Source organism: Acuticoccus sediminis (assembly GCF_003258595.1).
Taxonomy (GTDB): Bacteria; Pseudomonadota; Alphaproteobacteria; order Rhizobiales; family Amorphaceae; genus Acuticoccus; species Acuticoccus sediminis.
In genome coordinates this window covers 1-14,787 of the sequence record NZ_QHHQ01000017.1, presented here as the reverse complement: position 1 = coordinate 14,787, position 14,787 = coordinate 1, and the positions used below count along the sequence as shown (strand labels likewise).

Genomic DNA, 14,787 nt, shown 5'->3' with positions numbered 1-14,787 from the left:
TTAGGGCAAGGAAATACGCAAAGAATCCAGATTCACAACACTCAGAAGATGAGGGTGTGACTTAGTATAAACTCAGTTTCCGCGAGAAAGCTTGTATACTGATTGTGGTCACGGGATTTTAGGGGAACGGAGGGACTTCCTTCCCCGCCTGCCGTGAACGTGCAGCCTTAGATGACCCCTGCCGCGTGTCGCGCGGATCGCGGGGCTTTCTCCGAACCGCACCCCCCTTATCCGAGTTGAGGTTCACGACGTGAACGCCCGCGCGGGTTTCCTCCGGTGAAGGAAAGCAGCAGGGCCGCCACTCCGAGGATAAAAAAAGACCGCCAACCGGGCAGGAAAGCGGTCTGCATTGCGGGAAGCGAAACCAAGTAATGACCAGTATAAATCATAAATACTTAAAGATATATTAATAACAATTAAATAAATATTCTCGCGTTAGCGAAATATTAACCAATGAAATGCTAGTCTAATCAAAAATAGCAAAGAGGAGGTGGTTGCAATAGCCAGATAGGGAGATGGCGCATGCAACCAATCGAGGTGAAAACGCTCCTTCAGGGAGCGGATTTCAGACAACTCGCCGACGGCTTTCGCGCCGCAGCGGCCCATCAGCGCCATCAGGCCGCAACCATCGCCGCCGAGCCGGTGCAGGACGACAGCGCGCGCCAGCGCGCTGAGATCGCCCTGCGTCACGCCGCGATGCTGGAGCGCGAGGCCCGCCGCTACGACCTCAAAGCCAGCGACCTGGCAGATGCCACTGCCCGCCTCCGGCTCGTGACCGACAAAAACGGCATCCCCCGTGACATCCTGATCATGCGCGCCGGCGCGGCATGGCCTCCGGCCCGCCAGGAGGCACCATGAGCCGCGATGTCCTGATCCTGACGCCGCCCCAGCGGCAGCCCTACGCGCCGGAAATCCTCTACTCCGCCTCCGAAGATGACTTCGCCGCCGGACGCGACGTGCTCATTCTCTCGCCTCGCGACGAAGACCCCGAACTCACCAAACAGCGCGCCGAGCTGGAGGCGGAAATCCTCCGCCAGCGCGGCGAGGTCAGCGCCGAGATCGACCGCTTGCTGGCCGACAATCACGAAGGCGAGCTGGACGAGCAGATCGCCCGTCTGGGTGCCGCTCTGCGTCTCCTCGATGCCGATTTGGCCGCTGCCCGCTATGGCTCCGCCAGCACCGTCGCCGCCATGACGGTCAGCATGCCTGCTCAGGCCGACAGCCTGCGCCAGATCGCCGATCCCGCCGAAGCCCGCTTCCAGTCCGGCAGCCTGATGGCCGAAGTGACCCTCTCGGCGCTTGAGCACCTGTCGATCTTCGACATGGCCGAGCGCTTCACGCCTGAGCACTTCGCGCAAATGTCCACCGCCCAGCTCGATGCCATCCGCCGCCGCAGCGATGCCCTCCTCGAGAGCGGGCTTCACCGCGCCCCGCAGGCCGACCGCGCCGTCGAAACGGCGCTCGGCGAAGCCGGCATCGACAGCGACTTCTTCCGGCAAAACCGTGACCGCTTCGCTGCCGACGCTGAAGAGGCCCGCCGCAGCGGCGACAGGCTCGATCTCGCCCGTGCCCTCATCCTCGGCGGCACCAACCGCGCCGAAGCCTTCCGTCAGGCCGGACGCGACGATCTGGCGGAGGCCGAGGAGGCGCTACGCGACGAGCAGATCGCCAATGCCCGCCTCATCGCCCGCGAGGAAGCGGCCCGCGAGGCGCGGCTTCTCGGTAAAACCGGCAAGGCAGCGGCAGAGCACATCGCCCGTCGTGAAGAAGAGCGAATGACACCCATCCTCGAGCAGGATCAGGCGCTGCGGGAGAGCTATCAGGCGCAGGGGCCAGAGACGGTGGGGCTGCATAATCAGCAGCAGGAAGAGCTGCGGCGGGATGACATTGAGGAGGCGGCTGATCAAACGCAGTTTGCGGTGGCGGGAGACTTCACAGGGTTCGATATTGCCGCGTTTGGAAGCGCCGCGCCGGAGCAGGCGAAGTCAACGCAAGCGGCCATAAATCTTGCCATTGAACAGGCCGCTCAGCAGTTCGCCGCGTCCGGTCAGCCGACGGGCGGGGCCAAGCCCGACGGTGAGCAGCCGGAGGCCGGAGAGGACGTCAGCCCGAAAACCGTTGCCGCTACCGCGCCGGAAAAGCCCACCCGCACCGTCTAACGCTGCCGTGCCTCCGCGCTTCGCGCATCCGGCACCAATGCCGTAATATCCTCGCCTCGCGCTTGCGCGCGTTTGGCGCCGGCGACCACTCCCGCCGTGCGCGGCAGCGTCGATCCGCTCACGAGGCATTGCTGCACAAGCGCCTGAACCTGCTCGTCCGGCATGTTGGGGGCCGGGTCTTTATCGGGGTTCTCCGTGCCGAACCGATATCCGGCCTCGAACGCCAGCGCGCAGCTCAGCCCGTGCGTCTTGCCGTTCCCCTCGTTCTTAAAGGACTCATGGATTGGAATGCCGGTATCGGTGCTGTTTTGCAGCGCCTGCCGCAAAATCTGCTCATAGGCCCCACGCGGGTTCTGCGGGTTGAACCACCAGTATAGCCCGTCAAAGGTGCCGCGCCGGGCCGCTTCAGCGACCGCCGTCTCGCATACTTCCGCCGTGGTCGCCTGCTGAAAGGTCAGACCCTTCTCTATTTCGGAAATCCGAAGCTTGGCGAGCGTGTCATCTTCCTGCTCGGTGACGCAGCTCCAGCGCACCTTATCGACGAAGGCGTCTCGGCCGACGAGGATACTTGCGATAGCAAACGGTGTATCAGGTGTGATGCGTTCTTCTGTTTTTCCGCCCATAATTCCTCCAATTAGTAGGATTGATACTATCACCGCATAGAGAAAAATCCGGGTCTGTTGTGTGACATTTCGATTAAGATTTGCGCCGCGCACCGGTATGACCTTCTGTAACGGGCGCGCAACAGGGCGAGATGCATGCAACCGAATGGGCTATTCGGTTGCATTTCTTGTTGAAGACAACGGATATTTGGGCGCAAACTGAGCGCTAATGAAGGGTGCTGCGACAGGATTACTGGCTACAACCGGCCATTTTGGGGTGCCTCGGCTGCAACCGAATAGCCCAAACGGGTGCGCCCATGCATAACCAGTCGCTCTATGGCCCCGCCGGTCGCCGCAAATACATTAACCGTGCCGAAGGGCTGCGCTTTCTCGACGCCGCCGCCGAGGGCGGTCTGGCCGATGCCACCTTCGCCGGATTGCTAGCTTCGACCGGCTGCCGGATTTCGGAAGGGCTGGCGCTTACCCGCTTTCAGCTCGATCCTGCCGATGGGCAGGTCTCCTTCCTCACCCTCAAGCAGCGCCGTACCTGCTGGCGCAGCGTGCCGGTCTCCCCTGCCCTCATGGCGATGCTGCTGGAGCAGTCCGAGATTGCCGGAGCATCCGAGCCGCTATGGAGCTGGTGCCGCCAGACGGCGTGGCGGCGGATGACCGCCCATATGCGCGCCGCCGGCATCGAGGGGCCACAGGCCTGCCCGCGTGGCCTGCGCCATGGCTTTGGCGTCGCCTGCGCTCTCGCCCGTATCGACCCGCGCGTCACCCAGCGGCTCATGGGCCACACCAAGACCGAAACGACGGCGCTCTATCTCGAGGTGCTCGGGCCGGAAGCCCGCGAACTCCTCGCGCGCCTCTGGGCGTGGGACGCGTTTGAGGCCCCTAAATGATATAGCATATGCAAAATATATTGCATATAAATTGAATATGCATATTATATAGATATGCATATAGATATGTATATAAATCGGATATTAATATGGATAGGCTAAACCCTATCCGGCATGATGATAGCGAAGGAGTCCACGCATGACCGTGATCGCATTCGCTAACCCCAAAGGGGGAACCGGCAAAACCACGGCTGCACTGCTGCTCGCCGAGCAGATCGCCCGCGCCGGCGCAAGCCTCGCGGTGCTCGATGTCGATCCGAACCAGAACCTGCTCGACTGGAAGCGCCGCCGCGATGAGGCGCAGAAAGACACGCCGTTCGAGGTGCTGGGGCGGCCGACGGAAGACGATGTCATCGACCAGCTCGATCAGCTCGCAGATAGCCGCGACTATGTCATCGTCGATCTCGAAGGCACCGCCAGCCAGATCGTGACCATGGTGCTGACGCGAACCGACCTCGCCATCATTCCGCTGGAGCCGACCCCGATGGAGACGCGCCAGGCGGCGCGCGCCATTGGCCTGATCCGCCGCACCGCGAAGATGGTCAATCGCGACATTCCTCACACGCTCGTCTTTACCCGCACCAATGCCGCGTTTCAGACCTCCGACGAGCGCGACGTGCGGGCAGAGACGGAGGAAAGCGGCGTGCGGCTGCTCAGCGCCTCGCTGGTTCGCCGCGCCGCCTATACCCGCATTTTCCGCGACGCGTCATTGCTGTCCGAGCTGCGCGGTCAGTCCGTCTCCAACCTCGAAGGGGCGATTACCAACGCGCGCGAATACGCGCAGGCCGTGGTGCGGCTGATCGAGGCGACGGAGGCCGAAGCGGCATGAGCAAGTACGGCTTTGGCGACGAGGAAGTCGAGCCGATCGCGCTGCCGAAAGTGCGCCGGCAAAGCCCGAAACCGCAGCCCGAGGCGGTGCGGGCTTCGGTCGAGGAGGGCAGGGCGCTCGGCTTCGTGCCTCGCGAAGTCACTGCAGAGCCGCCCTCCCGTCCGGCCCGCAAGCCGGGGCGGCGCAAGGGCGAACCCAAAAGTCAGATTCTGATCTCCGGCCCCGCGCGCGTCATTGATGCCTTCCGCGACCATTGCGAGGCCGGGGAGATCACCTACTGGGAAGCGATCGAGCGCTGGCTAGCCGACAGGGGCTGAGGGCTTGCCAGCTGGAGCGGCGGACGGCTGGCCGCCTCGGCTGCGGCCAGTTGCTGTTGCAGACGCCGCAACCGTCCGAACAGGACGTCATCGTCCACGCCGGCAGCTTCCGCTCGTTTGCGGACGAAGCGCAGCGTCTCGTCGAGCTGTTCACCGAGTTCGTCGATATGAGCGGGCACATCCGTATGTTCGAGCGCCGCGAGTTCGCCGTCGATGGTGTTGACCATCATCCCGTTATCGTGCCCGGGCTTCAGCGCTCGCCCCGCTTCGGTGAGCGTCGCCAGCCGGTTTCTCAGGGTTTTCGTGTCTTTTTCCTGCGCCCGCTGAGCCTCGGCGTCCTGGCGGATGCGTTCCGCCTCTTCCTGCTGCTGCGCTTCGCGGGCGCGGGCCGGCCCTTCCATCGCATAGATGATATTGCTGATGCCTCTGATGTAGGCATCATAGAGTTGGGAAGACATGCCAAGACCGTCAGCTCGCTTTCGATCGTAATCCTGGCAGAAAATTACATCCACAAGCGCCATCTTGGCAGCGGACACGCTCCCAAACGAGAAGCGGTTATTTTCACCTTTTTTGTGATCGTCGATCCAGAAGCGGAAATAGCGCTGCCGGTCGGGGTCGTAACTCATTCGGGCTTCGCGTTCGAGATACGCCAGATGCTCTGCGGCTTTCTTGCGTTTCGCCTTTCCCGATCGCCACCAAATGAAGGCGATCACAATGACGATAAACAACCATTCCACGGTTCGCGTCTCCGTTAGCGTAGCATGAGGGGAGGCATCTGCGGATCGATCCGGCGCACCGTTTCCGTTGCAATCGCCTGAACCGCCACCGCCGATTCGTCGATTTCTTCGAGCGCGACGTCGATTTCGCGTTGCCTCCGGCGGATTTCGACGCGAAGCGCGTCCGTCGTGTCAGGCGATAGGAAGGAGCGCGACAGCATATCCTTCTCACTCTCCAGCATCCGCTGATGGGTGGTGAGAACACCAAGGACGCCGCGGAATGCTTCCATCACCGCATCGATCTTTCGGGCGTGGGCTGCATCACCCGCGGAGATCATGCTGAGCATCACCTCCTTCTGATGGCGGGCGAGTTCCGCATCATATTCCAGCTGCTCGATCCGCCAGGCGAGTTCCTCGCGGCGAACCGCGAGCGCCAGCTCTCCAGCACGGCCCTGAGACTGGGAATAAACATGATCGCGCAGCAGCGCAGCGCCCTGCACAATGACGGGCACAACCAATCGCGTATCCACCGCCCAGCCCCCACTAGCCTGACGACATCCACCGTTTCGGCATTAGGAACGGACATATTTGCAGAGTCAATTCGACACATTCTTGCCATGGCATGCCGGGTTGGTGTTCACTTCAACCCGTCGCACAAAGGATGTGCAATGCTGGAGCTGGATAAGCCCCATAGCGGGTACGGCGAATTCGCCGATATCGTGCGCGCTGCCGGGCCGGAGCGCACGAAAAAGCCCGGATGGATTCACCGCCGCTTCAGCGCGCGCCGATACGACTATCGTTTCGAGCATGGCGTTGCCGTCGACCGGACATCTCGCGGGTTTGGTTTCGACAATGGGCGCACTACGTTCTTCATCCGCTCACAGCCGCGAGTCGCCCCTCCCGTCGATGAAGAGGTGCTGCTCGTTACCGGCACGCTGACCCACTCCTCGGGCAAGCCGGTGAAGCTGCCAAGGCCGGTTCTGCTTGGTTACGTCAGCCAGGAGACGGGTGTCGTCTATGCGAAGGCGAACTGGGCGCAGCTCCATGGCCGGCCCGTACTGAAATGGGCATTGCTGCTCGCGCTATTTGCCGTCGTGATCTACTTCTCCGAGATCGGCCGGCCCGACCCAAGCATGACCATCTTCGTTCTTTCCGGGCCATTTTTCTTACTGTATCTGCCTTGGCTTCCCGTGAAGCTGTGGCAGGTCTCAAGCGCCCGTTACGATTTTCGGGCGCATGTCTCGCAGCTGCATCGCTATCTGGAGGAGTAACCGATGGCGCGGCGACCGTTGAAGGATGACCTGCGAGACGAATTCTCCTACGCCGTCGCGGACATTCGCGGCGCGTGGGAGCGTGCCTGGTTCTCACAAACGGTCACACCAGGCTGGCACGAGCAACATTGGGGTGGCCACGGCGGTGACATGTCGGAATCCCAGCCGAAAACGCAGGCCGTCGTTCATGCCGACAACCCGCATGTCCCCTCCGCCATTGAGGGCATCGGCCATAGCGGCGGCGATGACTTCCATCCCGATCACACCCGCGACGCGGTACGCACCTTCTACGGACAGCAGACGCAGCAGGACTGGGCCTCCGCCTGTCGCAACGTGTTCGGCGAGGGCGAAGAAGCCGATCCCGCCGATGACGCGCTCGCGCCCGAGCGCGGGCCGAGGCTACGCCGCTAGGTTCCGGCATGGGTCTCCTCTTCCGCCGCCGGGGAGGGCTGTCCGCAGCGGGGCAGGAGCCTCCGTCGCTTCGCCGCAGCGTGACGCCGCCGCCGGCGATCCCCTTCGTGCGCGATCTCAACACGCCGTTGCTGAAGCTCGGCCCGTCCCTGGGCGACGACTGGCAGTTGCGCCACGCCTTCGAGGGCGTGCATGTCACCGGCTCCACCGGCAGCGGCAAGTCGTCCGGCAGCGGGCGACATCTGGCGCTTTCCTATCTGCGCGCCGGGTTCGGCGGCATCGTGCTGTGCGCGAAATCCGAGCCGGGGGAGTGGGATGTCTGGCAGGAATACGCCGAGCAGACCGGCCGGTCGGCGCAGCTCATCCGCTTCGACGATCAGGGCGTCTACCGCTTCAACTTCCTCGAATACGCCGCCCTCACCAATCTCGACGACAAGGGCCGGCTCATCACGATGAATCTGGTCGAGCTCATCATGAAGATGAGCGAGGCTGCCAGCCGGGGCGACGAATTGCAGGGGAGGGCGGCGGAGCAGCCCTTCTGGAAGCTGGCGCCGCGCGAATTGCTCTCGCACGCGATCGACGCGCTCTGGGCAGCCTGGGGGCGGCTCAAGCTCGACGAGATCGTCCAGCTGATCCTGACCGCGCCGCGCAAGCCGGAGGATTTCACCTCCGATAAGGCGCGGGAAAGCTCCTTCTGCCTGCAGACGCTGCACCGCGCCGCGTACGAGCCGGCCAATCCCATCGAGCCGCGCGACCTCTTCATCGTGCTTCAGTATTTTCAGCACAATTTCGCGACCCTCGATCCCGAGACGCGCTCCAACATCGTCACCACCATGACCAGCCAGTTCACGCCGTTCCTGAAGGGCGTGATGCGCGAGCTGTTCTGCACCGAGACGACGATCGTGCCGGAGCTGACCCACGAAGGGGCGATTATCGTGCTCGATCTGCCGGTCGACCGTTTTCGCGAAGCGGGCATGATGGCGCAGCATCTGTTCAAGTATCTCTGGCAGGTCGCAACGCTGCGGCGCGACACGCGCGAGGCGGTGCGTCCCTGCTTTTGCTGGGCCGATGAGGCGCAAAACTTCATCACGCCGTTCGACATGCAGTTTCAGGCGGTGGCCCGCTCGAACCGGGCCTGCACCGTCTATCTGACGCAGACCGTCTCCAACTACATTGCCATGATCGGCGGCGGCACGCCGCGCGAGACGACGATGGCGTTCCTCGCCAACTTCGTGACCAAGATTTTTCACCGCAACGACGATCACGCCACCAACGAGATGGCCGCCGAGATGATCGGCCGCAATCTGCAGCTCCGTGCCGGCAGCTCGCGCGGCTTTACCGCCGGAGAGGGGCGCAGCCGCGGCGACAATCAGGGCTGGAGCAGCGGTTCTTCCTCGTCTTACGGCAACGGAGGCGGCGGCTCGATCAATTCCGGCTTCAGCGGCGGCACCAATAGCGGCGTCAGCTTCAATAGCGGCTTCTCCGTCGGCAGCACCCTGTCCGAGCAGATGGACTTCGAGATCCAGCCCGGCGCCTTCGGCTATCTGCGCTCCGGCGGGCCGGAGAACGGTCTTTGCGTCGAAGGCGTGTGGTTTCAGGCGGGCCGTCGCTTCCGCGCCAATCGGGGCCGCAATTTCCTGTCGGTGGCCTTCGATCAGCGGGTGCGCTGATGCGGCTGCTGGCGCGGCTCATCTGCGGGATACTCGCCAACCCGCTGGTCTTCTTTGCGGTGCTGGGCGTGCCAGTCTTCCTCTGGCTCGAGGAGGGTATGAACCCATGGCTGGTGCTGCTCGTCTGGGTCGTGTTCGTGCCGCTCAGCAGCCGCGCTGCCAGCTGGCGCGAGCAGGACGCGAATGCACTGCGACCCTACCGGCCCAAACGCCGCCGTCCGCCGAAGGTCGAGCCGGAGCCGGAGCCGGCGCTGGTCAGCCTGACCCTGAAGCGCAGCCGGCCCGCCGAAGCCGAATATCCGGAACTGGCGGCGCGGCTGCCCCCGCCGCTCGTGCGGCTCGTCACCGAAGGACTGGTGCGCGTCGAGCAGGAAAACAGCGGCCGCACCACAGGCCACTAGCCCCGAGGGAGGCGTGCTGCCTCTGCTGCCGAGCGCAGCGGCGGCGGAGCACGCGGACACTCGCGGGAGAGGGTGAATGGTGGTGCCGCCCCTGTTCGGTGGGCGCGCGCGCTCTGTCCGCAACGTTCCTCTGCCGCCCTGACGCACCGCCCGGCTCGGGATGTCCAGCGCAAGCGCTGCGGACTCCGCTGGCGCGGGCCGGGAGGCAAGCCTCCGACATCGCCGGAACGGCGCGTCCCGATGGGGGCAGACGTTGCGAAAGGCGCAGCGTCCGAACCCAACCGAAGGAGGACGTAATGACCAAATCCAAACCAACCCACGACGTGGTGACCCGCGTCGGCAGCTTCACCGGCCGCGACGGCAAGGCCCGCGCCAGCTACCGCACTATCGGTGCCGCCTGGCCCGACGAGAACGGCGCCATCAACAGCATCCGGCTCGACGTGATCCCGATCGACTTCGACGGGGTGATCTACCTGCGCGAGCGCGAGGAGCGACCAGCAGCTGCCGAAGCAACCGAAGGGAGCGCCCAATGACGGCGCTTCTGCTTCCTCAGGCCATTCGCGAGCAATTGCTCGCGAATGGCCGCAAGACGGCGGAGCTGATCGATCACGATCCGCTGCCGGTTGTGAAGCTGTTCAGCCCCTACATGGGCGGAACCTGGCTGCTCACCGAGCTCGACCCGGAAGAGCCGGATATTGCCTTCGGCCTGTGCGATCTGGGCGTCGGTTTTCCCGAGCTTGGCAGCGTCCGTATCAGCGAGCTTGAAGGTGCGCGCTTCGGCAATGTGCCGGCCATCGAGCGCGACCGCCACTGGCGCGCGACTGGGCCGCTATCGGCCTATACCGATGAAGCCTTCAAGGCGGGTTATATCGTTGACCGGCTGCCGAGCGAGGTAGGGGAGGGCGCGCAATGAGTACGCACACCCGCCATCGCGGCCTCGAACTGTTCGACGTCATCGTCGACGAGCAACTCATGTGGGGATGGCGCATTGCGGCACCAGACCGGGAAACGGCATGGGCGATTGCCGAGGCGCGGCTCAACCTGGAAGGACTATGCCGGGCCGAAAGGCGCAGCTCTGACGCGTGTGTCTATGCCGTCGATCCGGTCGATCCTACCGAGGACGAGGAGGGCGCGCCATGAGCGCGCCTCTTCCCAGCGGTAGGCTCACCGAGTGGCTCTCGCGCTCGATCCTCGCCAATCAGACGCTGATCGTGAGCGACCTGCTGAACGAACGGATTTCGCGAGTGCGGAGCTGCTACGGCTGGGATTGTGTCGAGAACCTCCATGACGACGGCCCGGAAGCCCTGTAGGCATTTCTTGTCGAGCAGTCCGGTCTCGACGCCGATGCGCTCGACGCAGCCTGGCAGCTGCCCTTCGATGAACGCGAAACGCTCGCGCGAGGCCTCGGCTGGGAGCCCGAACCACAGGAAATCTTCGAGTGGTGGCTGGTGACGCCAGACCTTGCGGAAGCGCTGCGGCAACGCGGCGAGCCAATGTTTGCGTATGGCGGCAGCCACTGGTGGGGCCGCTGCACGACGGGTCAGGCCCTCGCCTTCGACTCCGTTCTTGGCCGCATCGCGTACGACCGTACGTTTGGCATTGAAAATTAGACCAATCTAGACTAGACTATGACCGATATGGAGATGGAACCTCACATCATGACGCAACGCATCTGGACGGTATCAGAGGCCAAGGCCCGCCTGTCCGAGGTGCTGCGTCGCGCCGAGGAAGAAGGGCCGCAGCGGATCGGCACGCGCCGTGGCTATTTGGTGGTCTCGGAAGCTGAGTGGCAGCGCCTGACGGCGCCGCGCCCGCGGATGGGCGCTTGGATGCTCGAGCATGTGCCGCAGGCCGGTGCGCTGGAGTTGCCGTCGCGAGCCGAGGCGGCACGGCCCAATCCGTTTGATCCGCGCGGGGCCGCGTGACGGGGGTGCTCCTTGATACGAACGTCATCTCCGAGCTGACGAGGCCCGACCGCAACCCGAACGTCGTGCGCTTCCTTGAGGCGCTGGAGGACGGCTACGTGTCGGTTATCACCGTGCACGAGCTGGGCTACGGGCTGGAACGGCTGACGGACGGGGCGCGTCGGCGACAGCTCGCCGAGACCGTCGAGCAGTTTCTGGATCTCTATGCCGACCGGATTGTACCTATCGGCGTGCCGGAGGCGCGTGCGGCGGCAGCGCTCCGCGCCGATCAGGCCGGGCGCGGGCGCACGCTGCATCTTGCCGATGCGTTGATCGCGGCAACGGCGCTGGTGCGCGGCCTGACGCTCGCCACCCGCAACACCGCCGACTTCGAGGGGCTGGGAGTGATCCTTCACAACCCGTGGGACGAGTGACCTGGGAGCAGTGCGCTACACCGGTCGCTGATTGTCGGCGTCGCGGCGCAGCCGGTCTCCGTACTGCATGATATGGATCTTGCTGATGACCGGCTCGCCCTCCGGCAGCTTGCCGAGCGGCGTCTTGTAGATCATCGGGCTGTATTCCTGAATGAAGGACACCTTGCGCCGCCGCAGCTGAAAGCGGAGATCCTCCAGATGCCGCCCGATCAGCCGGATGATGCAGTCCGGAAACATCAGGTCGATCTCCCACTCGATCCCGTCGAGATCGAGCGCCGAATACTGGATCATCGTCAACAGCCGATAGTCGAACATGACCCCTTCCGGCAGATCGAGCCGCAGCTCCTTCCATTTGCGGACGTCGCAATCGGCGCAGCCGCCGGGCATGACGCCATAGGCTTTGTAGTCGGTGGAGCCGACCGTCTCCTCCGGCGGCGCTTCGCGCCGGGCATCCGCCCGTTGCGGGGCGACGCGCTCGGCATGACTGGGCGCCTCGTCGCGAAGGGTGGACTGGCGGAAGAAATCTCTAGGGTCGTGGGCCACGCCGCACCTCCGGGACGAGATCATCCGGACTTTGGGTGCGATTGAACCGGTCAATCACCTCCTCCGTCCAGTCCTGAATCCGCAGCAGCGCCTCGCGCAGCCGCACCGGATCGCGCTTGCCGACGCCGGCAAAGGCGCGCTCCATCTTGCCGCGCATTTCGACCGCCGCCCAGCTATGGACGTTCTCGCGCACCTGCCGGTAGGCGTAGTGAATGCGGCCCATCAGCCCCATGGGCTTCTGCGGTTCGCGGTCGAGCGCCGCCGCGCGCACCAGGTCGCCGGCGGCGAGCGCCTCCTCGCGCTGCGCCGCCAGCGTGCGGTGATCGATGCGGACAGCGGAGCCAGCCTTCTCCAGAGCGGTGTTCGCCGCCTCGGCCCAGCTCTCGCGCCAGCGGCAGATCGGCATTTCTTTCTGTAATTCTTTCAGTGCCGCCTGCGCCTGCGCCTGCGCGGCGGCGATCGTTCCTTCGGGGCCGGACTGTTTGAGCAGGCGGCCCAGCAGGGCAACTTTTTTCTCCATGCTGGCAATGTCTTTCGGGTCGCTGCCTTCCGCCTGGCGCAGCTGCTCCAGCCAGAAGCGCGCGCCGCGCTCGGCCTCGGCGAGGGTGCCGTCGTCACCGAAGCGGCGCAGATCGTTCTTCAGCAGGCCAGCGGTTCGCTTGGCCTGAGCCAGCTGGCGGTACAGGCCGTCGGGAGTGTTCCAGTCGCGCTCCTTGTTGCCGAACAGCAGCCCCTTGGCGATCTTGTCCGGACGATCCTCGAGCCGGCGCAGCGTGAGCATGATGTGGGCGTGAGGCTGCTCCTGCCCGTCCGAGGCGGTGCGGTTATGAATGGCGATGTCGGCGATCATGCCGTCCGCGACGAAGGCCTTTTGCACCCAGTCCTCGACCAGCGCGACGCGCTCCTCGCGCGATAGCTCGCGGGGGAGGGTAATCTCGACTTCACGGTAAAGTTGAGCCGCTTTCTTGAGCTTGCCGTCGGTTTGGTTCACTTCGCGCCTTTCGACCAGGTTCCACAATTGGTGCCGGTCGGTTGCCCAGTCCGGCGCTCCCTCTGGTGCGAGTATCGCGGTGTGCTCGATGTCGTGCCCGTCTTCGGGGGCGCGCGAGAACCACTTGCCTTGGAGACTGTCGAAGAGTCTCTCTCCTGACCGGTACGCGGCAGCTGCGACAGCGGAGCGTCGAACCGCACCCCCCGGCTTGGGGTTCTTAATGTGCCGGCTCACCGCCTTGGCGCGGAGATGGTAGATCGCCAGTGTGAGGTCTCCCGTCGAACTGGCTTGCCGAGCTGAAGGCCACCTTCGTTAATCTGTAGGTGTGCACTTATACGTTTTTGTACCAAAAACGTGCCCACTTGTCCAGATTAACTGCGGTGGAAGCGGCCGATGGCCGCTCGCCCGGCAAGCATCAGGGCCATCCGGCATCGAGCCGGACAGCCCTGAGAACGGAAGCCCAGCCATCCACCGCTGCCATCGAGACAACGGCGGATGGGGGTTTGCGCTCCCTGGCCGCTGGGCCACCCACTCTCGCCGCCGTGGGAAGCGGGCGCTTCTAGCCCCTCCCGTCCCCGATCATCGGGGAAGCACGCTCTCACGTCCGCGTGGCCGTCATTCAAGGGAAGCACTCGGGCAGTACGGCCGGTCACCAGCATGAGTACATCCTGCTATCGAAGGCTGTGAAAGTGTCTATCCCTTCCCCTCAGCCTCGTGCCGCCTGAGCGCGTGCCGCAGGGTCGGCAGGCTCACGCCGAGTGTGCGGGCGACACTCTTCCGGCTCTCTCCGGCATCGATCAGCGCGGTGGCGACGCGTACCTGCTGCGCGTTCAGCTTCGGCTTGCGGCCTGGCTTTACCGGACGCGGCAGCGGAGTTACCGGAGGCTGAGCGCGACTGACTGTGGCCAGAGCCGAGATCAGCGCTAAGGCCGGAGCCGCTTCGGGCGGGCTGGTGTCGATTCCGTCGTCCAGCGAGCGCAGGCGGACACCGCGCCGCGTGAATTCGTCGAGCAGATCGACCAGCTCCGGCAGGGGGTGCCCGAAGTGGCCGAGATCGCCGATGACGAGAAGATCGCCCTCACCAAGCGTTGCAAGAGACGCGTCGTTTCCGGCGATGATCTCATCGCATCCCTCGGATTTGAGGCGCGCCGTTATCCGCGTGATCGCTTCATCCGTGCCATCGTCGAGCGGCACATAGCCTACCCGGCGTGTGCGTGTTTCTTCTCCTATTTCGTTCACCTGTTCCCGCGCCGACCGGCGGCGTGAGAACAGGCCGGCTCTTGAAAACATCATCGCCTACGATCCCGGATCGGTCGGGTCGATACCTTCCAAGGGTGAAGCCACTGAGGCAAGCAGCTCGACGAGCCACACTGACGCAAAAAGGAATCCGGTTTCCGAGATCAACGGCACATCGAGTTTATTATCCCCGATACATATGATAATATCCTTTATCCTATGATGGATTCCTCTATGATTTCTGAATTAGCATTATGCATAAAGCATATTGCTAATTGCTGACGACGGGGCTATGGTTTGGTGGTGAGAAAAGGAGACCATCATGACAGCAACCGACGCACTGGCTCGGATCAAAGCGGCGATCGACGGAGCCCCTCGCAACAGCTACGTCGCCGAGCTTC

General features: G+C 63.8%; 21 protein-coding genes. 15 read left to right on the top strand and 6 right to left on the bottom strand.

All coding sequences use genetic code 11. The features are described from left to right. The first annotated feature begins 522 nt into the window (after nt 1-522). The gene (locus DLJ53_RS33560) at nt 523-858 is read left to right on the top strand and encodes a hypothetical protein (RefSeq protein WP_111352676.1); all 336 of its coding nucleotides are present in this window, start codon (nt 523-525) and stop codon (nt 856-858) included. Next, nucleotides 855-2,159: a coiled-coil domain-containing protein gene (locus tag DLJ53_RS33555; RefSeq protein ID WP_111352675.1), complete on the top strand. Its 1,305-nt coding sequence runs from the start codon at nt 855-857 to the stop codon at nt 2,157-2,159. The genes DLJ53_RS33560 and DLJ53_RS33555 overlap by 4 nt, the downstream gene beginning before the upstream one ends. On the opposite strand, the gene DLJ53_RS33550 is transcribed toward DLJ53_RS33555, so the two are convergent. Further along, nucleotides 2,156-2,782 (bottom strand): hypothetical protein, encoded by a 627-nt coding sequence (locus DLJ53_RS33550; protein WP_146620185.1) that lies wholly within the window; start codon nt 2,780-2,782, stop codon nt 2,156-2,158. The genes DLJ53_RS33555 and DLJ53_RS33550 overlap by 4 nt on opposite strands. A 296-nt stretch (nt 2,783-3,078) precedes the next feature. Here DLJ53_RS33550 and DLJ53_RS33545 point away from each other — a divergent pair, with 296 nt between their 5' ends. From DLJ53_RS33545 to DLJ53_RS33535, 3 genes are all read left to right on the top strand, one after another. Beyond that, complete coding sequence (locus DLJ53_RS33545) at nt 3,079-3,663, top strand: tyrosine-type recombinase/integrase (protein WP_111352673.1); 585 nt, start codon at nt 3,079-3,081, stop codon at nt 3,661-3,663. A gap of 139 nt (nt 3,664-3,802) precedes the next feature. Next, nucleotides 3,803-4,492 (top strand): ParA family protein, encoded by a 690-nt coding sequence (locus DLJ53_RS33540; protein WP_111352672.1) that lies wholly within the window; start codon nt 3,803-3,805, stop codon nt 4,490-4,492. After that, a complete protein-coding gene (locus DLJ53_RS33535; protein ID WP_111352671.1) occupies nt 4,489-4,809 on the top strand; it encodes a hypothetical protein in 321 nt (106 codons plus the stop codon). The genes DLJ53_RS33540 and DLJ53_RS33535 overlap by 4 nt, the downstream gene beginning before the upstream one ends. Here DLJ53_RS33535 and DLJ53_RS33530 read toward each other — a convergent pair. Then, on the bottom strand, nt 4,767-5,546 hold the full coding sequence (locus DLJ53_RS33530) for a hypothetical protein (protein ID WP_146620184.1): 780 nt from the start codon (nt 5,544-5,546) through the stop codon (nt 4,767-4,769). The genes DLJ53_RS33535 and DLJ53_RS33530 overlap by 43 nt on opposite strands. A 14-nt stretch (nt 5,547-5,560) precedes the next feature. Further along, a complete protein-coding gene (locus DLJ53_RS33525) occupies nt 5,561-6,043 on the bottom strand; it encodes a hypothetical protein (RefSeq protein ID WP_111352669.1) in 483 nt (160 codons plus the stop codon). Nucleotides 6,044-6,193: 150 nt separating this feature from the next. On the opposite strand from DLJ53_RS33525, the gene DLJ53_RS33520 reads away from it, so the two are divergent. From DLJ53_RS33520 to DLJ53_RS33480, 10 genes are all read left to right on the top strand, one after another. Then, entirely contained in the window at nt 6,194-6,796 is a 603-nt protein-coding gene (locus tag DLJ53_RS33520) for a hypothetical protein (RefSeq protein ID WP_111352668.1), read from the top strand. Nucleotides 6,797-6,799: 3 nt separating this feature from the next. After that, nucleotides 6,800-7,207, top strand: coding sequence for a hypothetical protein (locus DLJ53_RS34980; RefSeq protein WP_146620183.1), 408 nt, complete (start codon nt 6,800-6,802; stop codon nt 7,205-7,207). Between the two features lie 8 nt (nt 7,208-7,215). After that, the gene (locus tag DLJ53_RS33510; protein ID WP_111352666.1) at nt 7,216-8,877 is read left to right on the top strand and encodes a type IV secretory system conjugative DNA transfer family protein; all 1,662 of its coding nucleotides are present in this window, start codon (nt 7,216-7,218) and stop codon (nt 8,875-8,877) included. Next, complete coding sequence (locus DLJ53_RS33505) at nt 8,877-9,278, top strand: hypothetical protein (protein ID WP_111352665.1); 402 nt, start codon at nt 8,877-8,879, stop codon at nt 9,276-9,278. The genes DLJ53_RS33510 and DLJ53_RS33505 overlap by 1 nt, the downstream gene beginning before the upstream one ends. 296 nt (nt 9,279-9,574) lie before the next feature. Next, the gene (locus DLJ53_RS33500; protein ID WP_111352664.1) at nt 9,575-9,811 is read left to right on the top strand and encodes a hypothetical protein; all 237 of its coding nucleotides are present in this window, start codon (nt 9,575-9,577) and stop codon (nt 9,809-9,811) included. Continuing rightward, nucleotides 9,808-10,191 carry a DUF2958 domain-containing protein gene (locus tag DLJ53_RS33495; protein WP_111352663.1) on the top strand — a complete coding sequence of 128 codons (384 nt, stop codon included), beginning with the start codon at nt 9,808-9,810 and terminating at the stop codon, nt 10,189-10,191. The genes DLJ53_RS33500 and DLJ53_RS33495 overlap by 4 nt, the downstream gene beginning before the upstream one ends. After that, on the top strand, nt 10,188-10,418 hold the full coding sequence (locus DLJ53_RS33490) for a hypothetical protein (protein WP_111352662.1): 231 nt from the start codon (nt 10,188-10,190) through the stop codon (nt 10,416-10,418). The genes DLJ53_RS33495 and DLJ53_RS33490 overlap by 4 nt, the downstream gene beginning before the upstream one ends. Further along, complete coding sequence (locus DLJ53_RS35405) at nt 10,415-10,588, top strand: hypothetical protein (RefSeq protein ID WP_162409815.1); 174 nt, start codon at nt 10,415-10,417, stop codon at nt 10,586-10,588. Before DLJ53_RS33490 ends, DLJ53_RS35405 begins: the two co-directional genes overlap by 4 nt. Nucleotides 10,589-10,906: 318 nt before the next feature. Continuing rightward, nucleotides 10,907-11,203 carry a type II toxin-antitoxin system prevent-host-death family antitoxin gene (locus DLJ53_RS33485; RefSeq protein ID WP_111352661.1) on the top strand — a complete coding sequence of 99 codons (297 nt, stop codon included), beginning with the start codon at nt 10,907-10,909 and terminating at the stop codon, nt 11,201-11,203. Continuing rightward, a complete protein-coding gene (locus DLJ53_RS33480) occupies nt 11,200-11,616 on the top strand; it encodes a PIN domain-containing protein (protein WP_111352660.1) in 417 nt (138 codons plus the stop codon). The genes DLJ53_RS33485 and DLJ53_RS33480 overlap by 4 nt, the downstream gene beginning before the upstream one ends. A gap of 15 nt (nt 11,617-11,631) precedes the next feature. Here the strand turns inward: DLJ53_RS33480 and DLJ53_RS33475 are convergent, their stop codons facing one another. The 3 genes from DLJ53_RS33475 to DLJ53_RS33465 all read right to left on the bottom strand — a co-directional run bounded on the left by DLJ53_RS33475 (nt 11,632) and on the right by DLJ53_RS33465 (nt 14,443). Continuing rightward, nucleotides 11,632-12,159 carry a hypothetical protein gene (locus tag DLJ53_RS33475; protein WP_111352659.1) on the bottom strand — a complete coding sequence of 176 codons (528 nt, stop codon included), beginning with the start codon at nt 12,157-12,159 and terminating at the stop codon, nt 11,632-11,634. Beyond that, the gene (locus DLJ53_RS33470; protein ID WP_162409813.1) at nt 12,143-13,384 is read right to left on the bottom strand and encodes a MobA/MobL family protein; all 1,242 of its coding nucleotides are present in this window, start codon (nt 13,382-13,384) and stop codon (nt 12,143-12,145) included. Before DLJ53_RS33470 ends, DLJ53_RS33475 begins: the two co-directional genes overlap by 17 nt. Before the next feature lie 459 nt (nt 13,385-13,843). After that, entirely contained in the window at nt 13,844-14,443 is a 600-nt protein-coding gene (locus tag DLJ53_RS33465) for a recombinase family protein (protein ID WP_111352657.1), read from the bottom strand. Between the last annotated feature and the right edge of the window lie 344 nt (nt 14,444-14,787).